Origin of the sequence: Thermocrinis albus DSM 14484 (genome assembly GCF_000025605.1) — a bacterium.
Classification (GTDB): domain Bacteria; phylum Aquificota; class Aquificia; order Aquificales; family Aquificaceae; genus Thermocrinis; species Thermocrinis albus.
The window spans coordinates 257823-272933 of sequence record NC_013894.1 but is presented as its reverse complement, the minus strand read 5'-3'; the positions used below and the strand labels follow the sequence as shown (position 1 = coordinate 272933).

The 15111-nt window shown below is 48.2% G+C and carries 17 protein-coding genes; 4 read left to right on the top strand and 13 right to left on the bottom strand.

Translation table 11 applies throughout. From position 1 onward, the window contains the following. Nucleotides 1-12: 12 nt before the first annotated feature. Entirely contained in the window at nucleotides 13-1839 is a 1827-nt protein-coding gene (locus THAL_RS01345) for a KUP/HAK/KT family potassium transporter (protein WP_012991315.1), read from the top strand. A 1-nt stretch (nucleotide 1840) separates the two neighbouring features. Then, nucleotides 1841-2809 carry a YbgA family protein gene (locus THAL_RS01340; RefSeq protein ID WP_012991314.1) on the top strand — a complete coding sequence of 323 codons (969 nt, stop codon included), beginning with the start codon at nucleotides 1841-1843 and terminating at the stop codon, nucleotides 2807-2809. Here the strand turns inward: THAL_RS01340 and THAL_RS01335 are convergent. From THAL_RS01335 to THAL_RS01305, 7 genes are all read right to left on the bottom strand, one after another. Further along, nucleotides 2755-3987, bottom strand: a complete 1233-nt coding sequence (locus THAL_RS01335) for a bifunctional folylpolyglutamate synthase/dihydrofolate synthase (protein ID WP_012991313.1) — start codon at nucleotides 3985-3987, stop codon at nucleotides 2755-2757. The two genes, THAL_RS01340 and THAL_RS01335, sit on opposite strands and share 55 nt — an antisense overlap. 4 nt (nucleotides 3988-3991) lie before the next feature. Further along, the gene (locus tag THAL_RS01330; protein WP_012991312.1) at nucleotides 3992-4858 is read right to left on the bottom strand and encodes an FAD:protein FMN transferase; all 867 of its coding nucleotides are present in this window, start codon (nucleotides 4856-4858) and stop codon (nucleotides 3992-3994) included. After that, entirely contained in the window at nucleotides 4855-5328 is a 474-nt protein-coding gene (locus THAL_RS01325; protein WP_012991311.1) for a peroxiredoxin, read from the bottom strand. Before THAL_RS01325 ends, THAL_RS01330 begins: the two co-directional genes overlap by 4 nt. After that, nucleotides 5321-7282, bottom strand: a complete 1962-nt coding sequence (gene cfiA, locus THAL_RS01320; RefSeq protein ID WP_012991310.1) for a 2-oxoglutarate carboxylase large subunit — start codon at nucleotides 7280-7282, stop codon at nucleotides 5321-5323. The genes THAL_RS01325 and cfiA overlap by 8 nt, the downstream gene beginning before the upstream one ends. Before the next feature lie 21 nt (nucleotides 7283-7303). Next, nucleotides 7304-8722, bottom strand: a complete 1419-nt coding sequence (accC, locus tag THAL_RS01315) for an acetyl-CoA carboxylase biotin carboxylase subunit (RefSeq protein WP_012991309.1) — start codon at nucleotides 8720-8722, stop codon at nucleotides 7304-7306. Between the two features lie 16 nt (nucleotides 8723-8738). Further along, entirely contained in the window at nucleotides 8739-9158 is a 420-nt protein-coding gene (locus tag THAL_RS01310) for an OsmC family protein (RefSeq protein ID WP_012991308.1), read from the bottom strand. A 63-nt stretch (nucleotides 9159-9221) separates the two neighbouring features. Beyond that, a complete protein-coding gene (locus THAL_RS01305) occupies nucleotides 9222-9923 on the bottom strand; it encodes a biotin--[acetyl-CoA-carboxylase] ligase (protein WP_012991307.1) in 702 nt (233 codons plus the stop codon). A gap of 20 nt (nucleotides 9924-9943) precedes the next feature. Here THAL_RS01305 and THAL_RS01300 point away from each other — a divergent pair, with 20 nt between their 5' ends. Then, nucleotides 9944-10354 (top strand): DUF420 domain-containing protein, encoded by a 411-nt coding sequence (locus THAL_RS01300; RefSeq protein ID WP_012991306.1) that lies wholly within the window; start codon nucleotides 9944-9946, stop codon nucleotides 10352-10354. Nucleotides 10355-10361: 7 nt separating this feature from the next. Here THAL_RS01300 and THAL_RS01295 read toward each other — a convergent pair whose 3' ends face one another. Genes THAL_RS01295 through THAL_RS01270 form a run of 6 tightly spaced genes read right to left on the bottom strand, consistent with a single transcriptional unit; the run spans nucleotide 10362 to nucleotide 14432 of the window. Continuing rightward, entirely contained in the window at nucleotides 10362-10862 is a 501-nt protein-coding gene (locus THAL_RS01295; protein WP_012991305.1) for a lytic transglycosylase domain-containing protein, read from the bottom strand. Between the two features lies 1 nt (nucleotide 10863). Continuing rightward, on the bottom strand, nucleotides 10864-11304 hold the full coding sequence (locus THAL_RS01290) for a Fur family transcriptional regulator (protein WP_012991304.1): 441 nt from the start codon (nucleotides 11302-11304) through the stop codon (nucleotides 10864-10866). A gap of 31 nt (nucleotides 11305-11335) precedes the next feature. Then, nucleotides 11336-11752, bottom strand: coding sequence for a hypothetical protein (locus tag THAL_RS01285; protein ID WP_012991303.1), 417 nt, complete (start codon nucleotides 11750-11752; stop codon nucleotides 11336-11338). Further along, complete coding sequence (locus THAL_RS01280) at nucleotides 11749-12171, bottom strand: DUF2227 family putative metal-binding protein (protein WP_012991302.1); 423 nt, start codon at nucleotides 12169-12171, stop codon at nucleotides 11749-11751. Before THAL_RS01280 ends, THAL_RS01285 begins: the two co-directional genes overlap by 4 nt. 1 nt (nucleotide 12172) lies before the next feature. Further along, the gene (locus tag THAL_RS01275; RefSeq protein ID WP_012991301.1) at nucleotides 12173-13396 is read right to left on the bottom strand and encodes a cysteine desulfurase family protein; all 1224 of its coding nucleotides are present in this window, start codon (nucleotides 13394-13396) and stop codon (nucleotides 12173-12175) included. Nucleotides 13397-13400: 4 nt separating this feature from the next. Beyond that, complete coding sequence (locus THAL_RS01270; protein WP_012991300.1) at nucleotides 13401-14432, bottom strand: Mrp/NBP35 family ATP-binding protein; 1032 nt, start codon at nucleotides 14430-14432, stop codon at nucleotides 13401-13403. Nucleotides 14433-14484: 52 nt separating this feature from the next. On the opposite strand from THAL_RS01270, the gene nth reads away from it, so the two are divergent. Next, nucleotides 14485-15102, top strand: coding sequence for an endonuclease III (gene nth, locus THAL_RS01265; RefSeq protein WP_012991299.1), 618 nt, complete (start codon nucleotides 14485-14487; stop codon nucleotides 15100-15102). The last annotated feature ends 9 nt before the right edge of the window (nucleotides 15103-15111 follow it).

Sequence of the window (15111 nt, the reverse complement as noted above, 5' to 3'; positions counted from 1 at the left end):
ATAATTTTAGCGATGGGCCATGCCGTGCTTAAGGATGTGAGAGATGCAGTAAGGGCTATGGGGGCCGTGTTTGGTGATATCGGTACGAGCCCCCTCTACACTCTCACGGTAGTGGTTCTCCTCACCAAACCTTCACCTCACGAGATTCTGGGAGTGGTATCCCTTATCTTCTGGACGCTGGTGATTCTGGTAACTGTTCAGTACTCTTGGTTTGCCATGAACCTCAGTATAAAGGGTGAGGGAGGTACGGTGGTTCTGGGAGAGATAGCCAAGAGCCTCACAAAGAGTAACAGATTGAAGGCTTTCTACACCTTTCTCGTCTTTGTGGGTCTCAGTTTCTTGATGGGTGATGGCGTCATAACACCGGCCATCACCATACTGAGCTCCTCGGAAGGTCTAAGACTGGTACCTGGTCTTGAACACCTATCTCAGGGTGAGGTGGTTCTCATAGCTATAGCCATAACGGTTTTTCTCTTTGCCCTTCAGCCTAGAGGGACAGGAAAGATAGGGGACATGTTTGGTCCCATAATGCTTTTGTGGTTCAGCTCCATAGGTCTCATAGGTCTTTACTACGTGATGCAGGAACCTTCTGTACTGCGTGCTTTGAGCCCCCACTACGCCTTAGAGTTTCTACTTCGTGATCCTTTCAAAGCTTTCGTGGCACTGTCGGAGGTTTTCCTGGCAGCTACAGGTGGAGAGGCTATGTACGCAGATATGGGACACTTAGGAAGAGTGGCTATAAGACGCGCGTGGATGTTCGTATTTCCCATGTTGGTGCTCAACTACCTTGGTCAAGCTGTGTACGTTATGAAGAATCCCAACGCAGCGGAGAGAGGAGTGTTTTATGAGTCGGCCCATTCTCTCTTGGGTGACGTTCTGTATGTGCCCTTCATACTCCTCGTCATAATGGCCGGTGTTATAGCTTCTCAGGCCCTCATAAGCGGTGTCTTCTCCATAGTGTTTCAAGCCATCAACATCCGCATATTCCCCTTACTACATGTAAAACACACCTCCACTGAGCTCAGCACCCAGATATACATACCCACCGTAAACTGGATGCTGATGCTGGGTGTCATTTTTATGTACTTCACCTTCTGGACCTCCGATAGCATGGCGGCGGCTTACGGCTTTGCCGTCAGCACAGTGATGGTAATAACGGGTTTTTTCCTGCTCTTTATACACATAATGCAAAGACACATATTCTACGCGGTAGGCTCCCTCTTTCTTTTGCTGGTGGATCTGGCCTTCTTCTTATCTAACTCTTACAAAATTCCCCACGGTGCTTACTGGTCCCTGGCTTTTGCCAGCCTTCCCCTCTCTGTAATGCTTCTCTACACGGCAGGCCAGCGAAAACTCTATAGGAAGATGAGTTTTATGCCCTTCAAGGACTTCCTCCTGACCTTTGAAAAATTCTATCAGCAGAATCCTAAAATAAAGGGTTCGGCTATCTTTCTGGTGAGAGATCTCAGGTTTGTCCCTCCCTACGTGGTTCAGACCATATTTCAGCAAGGTATCCTCTACGAGGATAACGTATTCCTGTCTCTCGTCAAAAAAGACGAGCCTTTTGGCGTGGAAACCCTTCTGAAGGGAAGTATAGCCACTGGCTTGAGGTTGGTGGAGATAAAGTACGGCTACATGGAGATACTGGACATAGAAAAAGAACTCAGAAAGGCAGGTATAGAGGAGAGAGTTATATTTTATGGTGTGGAGCAGGTGTACACTGAAAAGATCCTGTGGAAGATCTTCGGATGGATAAAACGTAGTACGCCTAGCTTTGTGGAGTTTTACCAATTTCCTCCCCATAAGCTGCACGGTGTCACTGTTAGGGTAGAGTTTTGAGATGAGCCACGTCAGGCCACTCCTTGTGGTAAGTGCTTGCCTTTTGGGGGATCCGGTGAGGTACGACGGTGGTACGGTAGATGATCCCTTCGTTCGTTCTTTGGCAAGCTTGTGCGACGTGATAAAGGTATGTCCCGAGGTAGGAGCAGGACTTGGTGTGCCGAGGGCAAGAATAATACTTTTCAGAAAGGAAGGTCATATAAGGGCTTTTCAGCCTGGAAAAGGTGTGGACGTGACGGACAAGCTCCTTACCTTCTCCCGAGATTTCATAGAGAGATGTCCTGAACCAGACGGTTTTATACTGAAGGGGAAATCTCCTTCCTGTAGTGTGTCCTCCTCTGCCATCCTGTACCAGGATCCTATGGGTACCAAGTTTCTCTACAAAAGTAAAGGTATCTTTGCCTCTGCTCTCTTGGAGGCTTACCCTCTTTTACCTATAGTGGATGAGAAGCTCCTCAAGAATCCGGAGATAAGACAACATTTTGTGTTGAGAGTGTTTGCCTTGGCCGACGTGAGGATATCCCTTGAAAAGGCTCAAAATTTAAACCACATTATGGAACTTCACAGAAGACATAAGTACTTTCTTATGCTCCATTCCCAGGTGGCCCTAAAGAAGATGGGTAGATTTTTGGCGGAGGCAAAAGGTAGACCTCTTCAGGAGGTAAAGGATTTCTACAGAGCAGCTTTTCTCTCCGCTACCCACCGCAGACCTTCCTTGGGCCAGTGGACCAACGTTTTCCTTCACATCTTTGGCCACATATCCACCTTTCTAAAGCCTAAGGAAAAGGAGCATTTTATGAAACTGTTAGACCACTTTCGTCAGAGGAAGATAGGCCAAGAAGTTCTTTTAGAACTCCTAAGGAACTGGGCTTACAGGTTTGACAACAACTACCTTTTGGAACAGAGCCTTCTTAACTACGCTTCTCTGTACACAGAACTGAAGGCTTCTTTGACCTCACCTACCAGGTAGAGAGAACCTATCACCAGAAGATCCTCCTTTAAGGAAACCACATCCATCGCACTCTCCAAAAGCACAATCTCCTTAAAGTTCAGTTCTTTTGCCTTCTGCAGCAGTCGGGATATGTCCTCACCCCTGTGGTGTTTTATGGGCACCAGATATATGCGATCCCACACTGTTCTCAGAAAGGTGATGCTCTCCTCCCATTCTTTATCTCTGAGGGCAGAGAAGACGGGTACAACTCCCTTTATGTGTTTCTTTACCTCTTGCACCACCTTCTTTATGCTATCCACGTTATGGGCACCATCCACCATCAGCAAGGGTTTGCGCCGTAGTATCTCCATCCTACCTTCCCACCTGGTGGAGGTTAGAGCTCTCTTCACCTTTTCTTCCTCAGGCTGTATGAACCTCTCCACCACTGCCAGAGCTATCCCTGCGTTGCCTATCTGCCACTTTCCCCAAAGTCCAAGGGGTGTATTACTTATCTTCAACCTCTCACCCACAAAACTCTCCAGAAGGGTAGTATCACCCTCCACCTTTCCGTAAGCCTGAAAGTCCACACCGGCCACCACCAGGTCTTCCTGTCGGCACAGCTCCAACGCTTTAGGGTATAGGGGATATCTCATACTACCCAATACGAGAGGAAACCCTTCCCTGTATATACCCAGTTTTTCCTCTGCCCTACTTTCGGGGTTAGTCCCAAGCCACCTAACGTGATCTCTCTCCACGTTGGTTATGGCACAAACCACAGGCATACACACCTTAGTGGCATCCCACCTTCCCCCCATACCTACCTCAAAGACGGCCACATCTACCTTTTCGTCCTCAAAGTATCTTAAGGCTAAGAGGGTGCACGCTTCAAAGTAAGTAAGCTCAAAACGTTCTATTATCCCAGATAGTTCCTTTACGTACTCTCTGAGTCTCTCCTGAGGCATGTACTGACCGTTCACGCGCCACCGTTCCCTCTCTTCCACCAGATGAGGAGATACAAACCAGCCCGTCTTGAGGCCGTGTTCCCTAAGGATCCTCTCCACAAAGGCACAGGTGGAGCCTTTACCGTTGGTACCACCTATCTGGATGGAAGGGTAAGAGGGTGGAGAGAGGCCTGCGTACTTTGCCGCCTTCATGATTCTATCAAGGGTGGGAACTATCTTGTAGTCTCTTCCTTGAAACAACCTATAAAGTTCCATGGTTCTAATAATTGTAAAGCCGAAGATCTTGGAAGTATCTTCTGAAGGAGGAGTTCATATAAAGGCTACCGTCCTGATAGAGTATCAACACACCCACATGAGGGTTCTCCCGAAGGAAGCGTTCCCTCTGTTGATCTGTCATGGCATACAGAGCGGTAGCAAAAGCGTCTGCAAAGGTACAGTCATCGTAAGCCACCGTAACCTGCACCACGTAAGTTTCTGTACCCCATATGTGTCTCCTGTCTTTGTTGCTGGAGGTGGAAAGACACAGATCTTTTTTGTTGTAACCTTCAAGGAGAACTCCGCCCTTTATAGGATCTTCCACCGCCAGAAGTCTGCTGTGACCCCATACCTTCATATCTCCCGCTATGGCTATGAAACCCCACGCTGTTTTAAGATGTTGGTAAGCCTTCTGCACAGCGAAACCTTTACCTATACCACCCAGATCTATAGCCATACCCTTTTTCCTGAGGAGAACATCTCTTCCCTTTACCACCACGTCCTTGTAGTTGATAAGCTTCTTAGCTTCCTCCTCAGAGATCTCCTTAAGTCTCCAGCTTCTTATGGTGAGAGCGCCCGCCGTTATATCAAACACTCCGTAAGTCTTTCGAGAAACCTCTAAGGCCTTTTCTATGACCTCCAGCGTTTCCTCTGAGACCCGTACGTAGTTCTTACCAGCCTCCCTGTTTATGGCACTCACTTCCGAACTCTCTATATAGTCGGAGAGTTTCTCCTCCAAACTCTTCATGTACCTGTAAGCTTCGTAAGCTTTCCCTTCGGGTAGCTCCACAAAGGCGTAGGTGCCCATTAAATGAAAAACGTGAAGTTCCGCAAAGGCGGAAGAAAGAAAGAGAAGCAGGAGAAGGATCATATCTCCGATAAGAGTTTTTCTACGTGTCCCTTTGCCTTTACGTTGTAGTATGCCTTCTTTATAACACCACCGGTGTCTATCACAAAGGTACTCCTTATGATACCTTCCACCTCTTTACCGTACATTTTCTTCTTGCCGTAAGCTCCGTACATAGAAGACACCTTGTTCTCCGGATCACTTAAAAGGGGAAAGTTCAGATTGTACTTCTGCCGGAACTTTCTATGAGACTCTAAAGAGTCCGGACTTACACCCACCACCTGGTAACCCTTAGAAACAAGTCTTTCAAGGTTATCTCTAAAGTCACACGCTTCCTGTGTACAACCTGGTGTGTCGTCCTTAGGATAAAAGTAGAGGACGAGGGGACCCCTCTTCAGGAGATCCCCTAAGCATATCTCCTTCTCTTCACCTCTCTCATCCAAACCTTTCAGGCAAAAGTCAGGAGCTCTGTCGCCTTCCTTCAACTTAGCCATAGTTGTCACCTTCCATCTTCACAGGTTCTATCCTCATTATAGCATCATCGGGTGTTACGTTGTCCCCAGGTTTTGCGTATATCTTCTTAACCACACCGCTTACAGGAGCGTGGATCTCGTTTTCCATCTTCATGGCCTCCACTATAGCCACCGTCTGTCCCTCTTGAACCGCATCACCTTCATTAACCAAGATCTTCACCACCCTACCCGGCATAGGAGGTGTGACATCACCTGGCTGAGTAGCCTTGGGAATACCCTTCTCCTCCGTTGAAACAGCCGTTGCGGAGGCTCCACCGGAAGGTATAGCTTCCCTCATCGGTGTTAGCTGAACCTCTTCTAACCTTCCATCAACTCTTATGTAGTACTTGCGCGGTTTTCCTGGTTCTTGATGGGCGCTTACACCCTCCACCTTCACCTTGAACTTCTCTCCATGGTAAATGATTTCAAACTCTACAGGTGCCGCACCCGGCACAGTACCACCTTTCACTTCTGTAACAGCCTCCATCTCTTCCACAGGTTCCGGATGAAGTTCTCCTTTCTCCCTCGCTATGAAGAAGTCCTTTGCCTGCATGGGGAACAGAGCGTACAGGAGAACCTCTTCGTCGGTAGGTTCCCTTCCTAAAAGGGCCTTTGTCTCTTCGTAAGCCTTGTCCCAGTCATCGGGATCTGCCAGATCAGCAGCCCTTATGGAGAAGTCAGGTTCTTTACCCGGACCAAGTATCTTTTCAGCCAGCTCTTTGGATATAGGACCTGGAGGTTTTCCGTATTTGCCCTCCACGTAATCACGCACCTCTTTGGTGATCACCTTATAACGCTCTCCCGAAAGGACGTTCAAAACAGCCTGAACACCCACTATCTGGGAGGAGGGTGTGAGGAGAGGAGGATAACCCAAGTCCCTTTCTACGTTGGGAACCTCCTTAAGAACTTCCTCTATCTTATCGAGAGCGTTGGCCTCTATCAGTTGAGCCACCATGTTGGAGATCATACCGCCCGGTATCTTATGGATGAGGACCTTGGCGTTGACGCCTGCATACTCTGTCTCGTACTTCTTATACTTCTTCTTGATCTGTCTTGCTATCTCAGCGCATTCGTCTATGAGGCGCATGTCCAGTCCCGTGTCAAAGGGTGTTCCCTCCAGCATAGCTACCACAGACTCGGTGGCGGGGTGAGAGGAACCGAAGGCCAGAGGAGATAGAACGGTGTCCAGCATATCTACCCCTGCCAAAACAGCCATCATGTGGTTCACTATGGCGGTACCACTCATATCGTGGTTGTGGAGCAGAACCGGGAGTTTTCCACCTGTGGCTTCCTTTATACCTTTTATGATGGCGTATACCTCAAAGGGCATGATGATACCGGTGGCGTCCTTGAAGGACAGCCAGTCTGCACCCATCTCCGCTATCTCAAGGGCGTACTCTATCCACTTCTGGTAAGTGTGTATGGGGCTCCGCGTGTAGGATATCTCGGCGTGAACCTCACCACCCAACTCTTTTATAGCCTTTACAGCGGTTTTTATGTTCCTGTTATCGTTAAGGGCGTCAAACACCCTGAAGACCGTTATACCGTTGGCTATGGCTCTCTCTACGAACTTGTAAACCAGTTTATCTGACTTGGGCCTGTACCCCACTATGTTTTGGCCTCTGAAAAGCATCTGGAGTTTGGTGTTGGGCATCACCTCCTTTATCCGTCTGAGACGCTCCCACGGATCTTCTTTGAGATATCTCAAACACACGTCATAAGTGGCTCCTCCCCACACCTCAACGGCATAAAAGCCTACTTTATCCATCTTCTCGCACAGGGGGAGAAGGTCATCGGTTCTTACGCGGGTGGCCAGTTTGCACTGTTGCCCGTCTCTGGGTGTCAGGTCGGTGATGAGGATCTTCTTTCTGAACCCCTTCTTCTCCACTTCTTTGAGTTTCTCCTGGATGTCCTCAACTATCTCCATCACGTGCATGTTAAACCTCCTACCGTTTTGTTAAAGTCCATGATAGGCGGTTATAGCCGCAGATATAAAGGCTACAAAATCTTCCTTATCCCTGTGCTCGGGATAATCAAAGAGGTGAGGGTGCTCCTCTAGGTAACGGGTGGTAAACTTACCCGCTCTGAAGTCGGGGTCCTTCATAATGTTGATGAGAAGAGGGATGGTGGTCTTAACTCCCGTTATTTCGTAGGTCTCCAGTGCTGCCCTCATTCTGTCCACAGCTACTTCCCATGTAGGACCCCACACGATGAGTTTGGCTATCATGGAGTCGTAATAAGGTGTCACTTCGTAGCCTCTTGAGGCGGCGTGTTCCACCCTTATACCAAAGCCTCCGGGCACGTAGTAGCGCTCTATGGTGCCTATGCTGGGTGCGAAGTTCTTCTTAGGATCCTCTGCATTTATCCTACACTCTATGGCGTAGCCGTTAAACTTTATATCTTCCTGTTTGTAACGCAGGGGTTCTCCGGCCGCTATCCTTATCTGCCACTTTACGATGTCTATGCCTGTTACCATCTCAGTAACGGGGTGCTCCACCTGTATCCTGGTGTTCATCTCTATAAAGTAGAGGTTCCCCTCTTCGTCTGCGATGAACTCCATAGTACCGGCGTTGTAATAACCTATCTCTTTAGCAGCTTTGACCACCAGCTCACCGTAGTACTCCCTCTTTTCGGGTGTGAGTAGGAGGGAGGGTGCTATCTCCACCAGTTTTTGGTTACGCCTCTGTATAGAACAGTCTCTCTCACCGAGGTGTATAACGTGGCCGTACTTGTCACCTAATACCTGAAACTCTATGTGTTTTGGGTTCTCTATGTACTTTTCCAGAAGGAGGTCTCCTCTACCGAAAGCTTTGAGGGCTTCGTTGTAAGCGTTCTCGTAGTTTCTGAGGAGCTCCTCTTCATTCCTACATATTCTGATACCTCTGCCACCACCACCCGCGGAAGCCTTAAGGAGAACGGGGTAACCTACCTCCCGCGCTATCTGTTTGGCTTCCTGTTCATCCTTAAGAACACCGTCGCTACCCGGTACCGTAGGTAGTCCCGCCTTTTTGACCACTTCTTTGGACCTGGCCTTATCTCCCATAAGCTCTATGACCTTCCAGTGAGGACCTATGAAGGTGATACCTCTCTCCTCACACAGACGGGCAAAGTGTTCGTTCTCCGCCAGAAAACCGTAGCCCGGATGTATAGCATCCGCTCCCACTTCCAACGCCAGATCCACTATCCTCTCAGCGTTGAGGTACGTGTCAAGAGGATTAACCCCTATCATGTAGGCTTCGTCCGCCATCTTAACGTGCCTTGCCGTGGACTCTATCTCGTTGTAGATGGCCACGGTCCTTATACCCAGCTCCTTACACGCTCTTATTATCCTACAAGCTATCTCACCTCTGTTGGCCACGAGAACCTTTTTAAACATGCCAGGCCTCCGCTCTTTACTGGATGAGTTCCACCCTGTACTCTATAGGGGCCACCTGATGGATCATGTAGGCTATGGAACACGTTCCTGGATTGTATATGGCTTTGTCAAGGGCCTTTTTCACATCCTCCTCTGTTACTTTGCCTCTTACCTTCACGGTGAGGTATATCTTCAGGAAGACCTTGGGATAACCTTCCGTTTTCCTGTCCGCGTCAGTCTCTATCTCTATGTGGTCCACTTGTTTGCCTTCGTGGTGGAGAGCCTCGTAGAGGTGTATTCCTACACAGCCAGCTATAGAGTGAAAGAGTAGCTCCGGAGGCCTTATGCCTCTTCCCTTTCCACCTACGTACCCTGCAGCATCTATCGGCACTTCTCTCCCTGCTTCCCCTATACCTACAAAGTGAAAGTCTTCCTTCTGGGTCACCTTCACCTTCATAAGGCATGCCTCCTTTAAGTTATGGGACTAATAATTATACATTCCAAAAAATGGTAGTCAAGATCATAAACTTTTGAGACTTACATCCCCTGCCAAAATTCTCTTATATCCATCAGCGGTGAGGATAACAAGACTCCCGTCCTCTCCAAGATGGTGAAGTAGGCCTACAGTAATATCCCCGGCATCTTCCACTATAACTTCCTCCCCCAAAAAGAGGAGGCGCTCCTCTATGACATCTCTGAAAGGTGAAAAACCTTTGTTCATCAAAAGCCTAATGTCCTCTTCCAAAAATCCTAAAAGCTCCAGTAAGATCCTTTTTTTGTCGTACTCTTTGCCGGTGACCATACGCATAGATATGGCAGGAACGTCTTCCGGAAAGCTCCCCTGATTTACGTTTATACCTATACCCAGTATGAGTTTGTCCTTGCTGCGCTCTGCAAGAGCGCCGGATATCTTCTTACCTTTTACATACACGTCGTTGACCCACTTGATGGAGGCATGTACTCCTTCCTTCTGGAGGAACCTACACACCGCATGGGCTGCCACCAGAGTTATTGTCTGTTCGTCTCTGATGGGTGCTGTCCTCAAAAGGAGGGAGAAGTAGAGACCACCCTCCTGTGAGAACCAACGTCTCCCTCTTCTGCCCCTTCCTGAGAGCTGACGGTTGGCTACTACCACACAACCTGAAGGCAGCTCCTTCTCTTTGGCTACATCTTGGGTTGAGCTTACTTCCTCCAGCCACAGGACACAGGTTATTATATCCATGATATACTAAAATAACTGTGATGGGAGAACATCTTCTCAACTGGCTCAGTCTTCTTACCATAGGTATAAGTGGGATCTCTCTTCTAACAGGATTGGTTTTCATAAAACTGGGAAAGAGGGACCTCCACAAAAGAGCCATGCTTACCGCTTCTGTCTTCGCCATCCTTTTCGTAATGCTGTACCTTGTGAGAACCGCCCTTTTCCCGCACCGTTCCTATCAAGGACCTTATCGTGAACTCTTCTCCTTCATCCTGTGGTCTCATACTTTCCTGGCTATCGTCAACTTTCCCCTCGCCATCATCACCATCAGATATGCCTTCAGAGAGGCCTTCCAGCAACACAGAAAGGTGGCTCCAATAACGGCCCTCGTATGGCTTTATGTGGCGGTGACAGGGTGGCTCATATACGCCTTCATAGAGTGGCTTCAGTGAGGAACACCTATCTCCCGGTGGCCTTACTTATAACGCGCCTCACATAATCCCAGTTATCGGCCCTTATACCGTTATAAGCCTTCACAGCCATAACCCAGTCACCGTAGCGTCTGTAGTTTTCGTAGAGGATACGTGCACCTAGCTCTATGTTAAGATCTATTTGATAGAGTTGTTTTGGATCCGTTATTCCGTATTCCTTCATGAGCCTTTTATTATGTTGATAATTTATCTGCATGATCCCTATATCCTCTGTGCCATCCCTGTTTCTGTTGTAGGCGTTTGGTTTAAAACCGCTTTCCACCTCCATAACAGCCCAGAGGAGACCTTCTGGTACACCGTACTTAGCGGAAACCTTTTTGACAATCTCCTTTATGTTTTCCTTGATATCTTGAGCAGGTGATGAGAGAACGACCCTCTGTAGCGTTTCCTCAAAGGCCTCCTGTCTCTGTATCTGTATATGTTTGTCTCTCGTGATCTTTAACGGAAGGGAGAATCCCTCCACTCTCATGTCAGCTCTCCCTACATTTTGAGCATACACCGAATATCTCCAGTCTGTGATGCAGAGGCTTAAAGTCAAACTCTTCACACACCTTGTCCTGGATCTCCTCTATCTCCTCCTTGTAAAATTCAAAGACTGTACCGCATTTTACGCACACTAAGTGTTCGTGATGGGGTTTTCCTGCCACGAACTCGTATATAGTTCTGTTACCCAGCTTGATAACCTCCCTTATGGCACCGAACTCCTGTAGTAGGCGCACTGTTCTGTAGATGGTGGAACGAGATGCCACCCTTTTATCTTGCGAAGATATCCACCGCACCAGTTCTTCTATCTCAAAGTGGTTGCCGTATCTGGCTATTTTATCCACCAACTCTGTTCTTTCTTTGGTTACTTTGTAACCTTTCTGCCGCAGGAAGTTCTCGAACTGTTTTTTTAGCTCTTCCAGATGCATGGGTATAATATACTACCGTTGAGTTTCATTTTCAAGTTTTTAGAATCAAGTCCAAAAGTTGGTGGCTTATGCCCTCTGCCCGAAGGAGATCCTCTCTCTCTAAAGCATACTGAGCAGCAAGCCTTAGTAGATGGTAGGCTCTCTCCTTCTCTTTCAGAAGACCTTCCTGCCTTGCCCTGTTTATGGTATCTATCAAGTTTTCCAGTAAGCTTACCATCATTCCGTCCATCTTCCATTTTCCGTAAAGCTCTTGCCTTTTAGAGGGTTCTGTCTGTCTAAGTTGGTCCGCCAAGAGGAGAATCTTCTTCCACGTCTGTAGAGTTTTTTCCCAAGAATCGGGTGGTAGTGATGTTACTTCTATGTTGATGATGCTAAGAAGGTACTTTACCAGGTGCTCTCTTAGGTCCGGCCTTGAGTCCTTTATCAGATGAGACAGATCCTTCATCATCTTAGAACATCCATGATAAGATGCATTATCTCCGATAAAAGGATCCCTATCAGGAAGTAAAAGCTGCCCTCCCACAGACTGGCCTCTGACAGTATACGGAAAGGCTCCCGAAAGCCCAAAAGCCAGCTAATAAAGAGTAGGACGGCGGTTATATAGGATAGCCTTAGGAAGGTACCGAAGAAGGGAACGTGGGACAGGCCCCTGTGTCTGGACTTTTTCTGGTAGGGTCTCCACAGATAACGGAAGGGGCCCCACCTTTTGGTGGGTTTTGATACTTTCAAGTCCAGGTCCGGGGATAGTAAAAAGGTTCCTATGAGGTAACCAGCCACGAAGGTTAGGTAATGCTCCTTAGGGATGAAGTAAAGAAAGGCCGGCAGAGCCAGAAGGTTAACCACCTCGTGAACTCTGCCTAACGCCATCTTAACCTTTTTTGCCCTTAACGTACTGCTCCCAGTTTTCCGGTGTGAAGGGTGAGAGCTCCCTCAAGAGTTTCACCGTTTTGGGAAACTCCTCTATCACATAGTCTACGTCTTCCTCCGTGTTGTCTCTACCGAAGCTGAACACCAAAGATCCGTTGGCTACCTCTTTGGGAACACCTATGGCAAAGAGAACGTGTGACTGTTTGAGGGCCAAAGATACGCAGGCTGAACCCGAAGCGGTTTCTATACCCATGAGATCCAGTCTCAGCAGCATGGCCTCACCTTCTATGAGATGCACGATAAGAGAAAGATGGTGGGGCAGTCGCTGGGTGGGGTGTCCTGTAAACTCGATGTAGTCCAGTTTTTCTTCCAAAGCCTTTTTTAGTTTGTCTCTGTAGTAAGAAAGGCGCTTCATTCTGTCATCCAGTTCCTTCATGGTGAGCTCTGCCGCGGCACCAAAACCCACTATACCCGGCACGTTTTCTGTACCTGCCCTCACACCCCTCTCCTGAGTTCCCCCCTCTATCAAGGGTCTTATCTTAACACCCTTTCTGGTCCATAGAGCTCCCACACCTTTGGGACCGTACATAAGGTGAGCGGTAAAGGAAGCTGCGTCCACGCCCCATTCCTGAAGATCCACCGGGTAATGTCCGAGAGTAGGACACGCGTCCGTGTGGAATATGACACGGGGGTTCTTCTCTTTAGCAGCTTTCACCAGCTCCTTTATGTTTTGAATGGTTCCTATCTCCCTGTTGGAGTGTCCTATACTTACCAGCACCGTGTCTTCTCTTACCGCCTCCCTTACCTGATCAGGGTCAATAAGACCATACTTGTCGGGTTTAAGGTAGGTGACTTCCCAACCTTCACGCTCTAACGTCTTCAGAGGATGTAGTATGGAGTGGTGTTCTATCTCGGTGGATACTATGTGCCTTCCCCTTTTCTCGTAAGCTTTGGATATACCTTTTATGGCTAAGTTGTTGGCCTCTATACCACCGGAGGTGAAGATGATCTCTTCAGGAGATCCTGCTTTTATGAGGGAGGCTATCTTCTCCCTCGCTTCGTTGATAGCCTTCTTGGCCACCTGTCCAAAGCTGTGAAGAGATGTGGGGTTTCCAAAGCGTTCCCTAAAGTAGGGTAACATAGCCTCTATAACTTCCTGAGCCACCGGCGTGGTGGCTATGTGATCCAGATAAACGACTCTTTTACCTGCCTTCTGCAAAAACATGCTACTACCTCCTATTTAGTTCTTCCAAAACTAACCTGGCTATGCCTAAGAAAGCCTGAGCCACCTCTGAATGGGGATACGCTTCCACTATGGGAAGTCCCAGATCGGAACCTTCCGCCACCTGAGGATCTATGGGTATGGACCCCAGTATTTTAAGACCGTAAGCCTGAGCGAACTCCAGAACCTTCCCTTTACCGAATATGTAGTACTTCTTACCGGATTCAGGGCACACAAAGTAGGCCATGTTTTCTATGACTCCCAGTACGGGAATGCCTACCTCTTTGAACATGGAAGTGGCCTTCCTTACGTCTGCCAGAGCCACGTCCTGGGGTGTGGTAACGATGATGGCACCCGACATATCCACGTTCTGAGCCAGCGTAAGCTGTACGTCACCTGTGCCGGGTGGAAGATCCAGTACAAGAACGTCCAGTTCTCCCCACTCCACATCAAAGAGGAACTGGGTGAGGGCCTTCATAAGCATAGGACCACGCCATATGACGGGTGTGTCCTCCGAAGGAAGGAGGAAACCTATGGAGAGGGTCTTCAGGCCAAACTTCTCCAGAGGTATTATCTTGTTCTGATCGTTTACGTAAACCCTCTGACCCTTCAGACCCAACATGGTAGGTACACTGGGACCGTATATGTCCGCATCCAAAAGACCCGTTCTGGCCCCCAAACGTGACAGAGCCAGCGCCAAGTTCACAGCCACGGTGGACTTACCCACACCACCTTTACCACTACCTACCGCTATGAGATGCTTAACCCCTTGCACTTTTCTACGCTGAAAGACTGGTGCCTGTAAGAACTGAGCGGGTGGCCCCTCCACGAACCTCACGTTCACCTTTTCCACATCAGGTACCGATTCCAAGGCTTGTACCGTCTTCCTTCTTATCTCTTCCTCCAAGTGTTTCTGAGGCAAACGAAAAACTATTTCTAAGGTGCTTCCCACCAGTTTTATGTCTTTCACCAACTCGGATAGTGGGGTGTTATCCACATGCTCCTTTCTGAGAGCATCCATTATATCTTTAACCGCCATAGAAAACTCCTCCTTTTATCCTTTTAAAATATATCCTGTGGAGTACGGTACTATGAGCCATGTCAAGGAAATAATAGAAAGACTGGAGAAGGTGTTTCCCAACAAGTTGGAACTTAACTTTTCAAACCCATTCCAGCTTCTGGTAGCGGTTATACTCTCAGCTCAGACTACAGACGCTAAGGTGAACCAGATAACCCCAAAACTCTTTGAGAGATTTCCCACACCTAAGGATCTAGCAGAAGCACCTTTGGAGGAGATAGAAGAGTACATAAGATCCGTCAACTACTACAGAAACAAAGCCAAGTTTCTGAAAGAAGCCAGCAGGATACTGGTAGAGAAGTATGGAGGGGAGGTGCCAAAGACCATAGATGAGTTGGTGGCCCTCCCAGGCATAGGCAGGAAGTCTGCATCTATGATTCTTTACAACGCTTACGGCATCAACGAAGGGATAGCGGTGGATACCCATGTGGCACGCGTAAGCCAGAGGCTCGGGCTCACGTCCCACACAGATCCCCAAAAGATAGAGAAGGATCTTATGCAGATAACTCCCAAAGAGGATTGGGGTAAGCTCTCTAATCTCCTCATACTGTTGGGAAGGTACGTATGTACCGCCAAAAACCCCCAACACCATAAATGTGTTCTTAGAGATATCTGTCCCTCTGCAGTTTAAAATAGATGT

Bases quoted from the DNA above. Each gene is read 5' to 3' on its own strand.
- THAL_RS01340 (WP_012991314.1), top strand. From the start codon at position 1,841: ATGAGCCACGTCAGGCCACTCCTTGTGGTAAGTGCTTGCCTTTTGGGG.
- THAL_RS01335 (WP_012991313.1), bottom strand. From the start codon at position 3,987: ATGGAACTTTATAGGTTGTTTCAAGGAAGAGACTACAAGATAGTTCCC.
- nth (WP_012991299.1), top strand. From the start codon at position 14,485: ATGAGCCATGTCAAGGAAATAATAGAAAGACTGGAGAAGGTGTTTCCC.
- THAL_RS01270 (WP_012991300.1), bottom strand. From the start codon at position 14,432: ATGGCGGTTAAAGATATAATGGATGCTCTCAGAAAGGAGCATGTGGAT.
- THAL_RS01275 (WP_012991301.1), bottom strand. From the start codon at position 13,396: ATGTTTTTGCAGAAGGCAGGTAAAAGAGTCGTTTATCTGGATCACATA.
- accC (WP_012991309.1), bottom strand. From the start codon at position 8,722: ATGTTTAAAAAGGTTCTCGTGGCCAACAGAGGTGAGATAGCTTGTAGG.
- THAL_RS01305 (WP_012991307.1), bottom strand. From the start codon at position 9,923: ATGGATATAATAACCTGTGTCCTGTGGCTGGAGGAAGTAAGCTCAACC.
- THAL_RS01290 (WP_012991304.1), bottom strand. From the start codon at position 11,304: ATGCATCTGGAAGAGCTAAAAAAACAGTTCGAGAACTTCCTGCGGCAG.
- THAL_RS01325 (WP_012991311.1), bottom strand. From the start codon at position 5,328: ATGGCTAAGTTGAAGGAAGGCGACAGAGCTCCTGACTTTTGCCTGAAA.
- THAL_RS01295 (WP_012991305.1), bottom strand. From the start codon at position 10,862: ATGAGAGTGGAGGGATTCTCCCTTCCGTTAAAGATCACGAGAGACAAA.
- THAL_RS01330 (WP_012991312.1), bottom strand. From the start codon at position 4,858: ATGATCCTTCTCCTGCTTCTCTTTCTTTCTTCCGCCTTTGCGGAACTT.
- THAL_RS01345 (WP_012991315.1), top strand. From the start codon at position 13: ATGGGCCATGCCGTGCTTAAGGATGTGAGAGATGCAGTAAGGGCTATG.
- THAL_RS01300 (WP_012991306.1), top strand. From the start codon at position 9,944: ATGGGAGAACATCTTCTCAACTGGCTCAGTCTTCTTACCATAGGTATA.
- THAL_RS01285 (WP_012991303.1), bottom strand. From the start codon at position 11,752: ATGATGAAGGATCTGTCTCATCTGATAAAGGACTCAAGGCCGGACCTA.
- THAL_RS01310 (WP_012991308.1), bottom strand. From the start codon at position 9,158: ATGAAGGTGAAGGTGACCCAGAAGGAAGACTTTCACTTTGTAGGTATA.
- THAL_RS01280 (WP_012991302.1), bottom strand. From the start codon at position 12,171: ATGGCGTTAGGCAGAGTTCACGAGGTGGTTAACCTTCTGGCTCTGCCG.
- cfiA (WP_012991310.1), bottom strand. From the start codon at position 7,282: ATGCACGTGATGGAGATAGTTGAGGACATCCAGGAGAAACTCAAAGAA.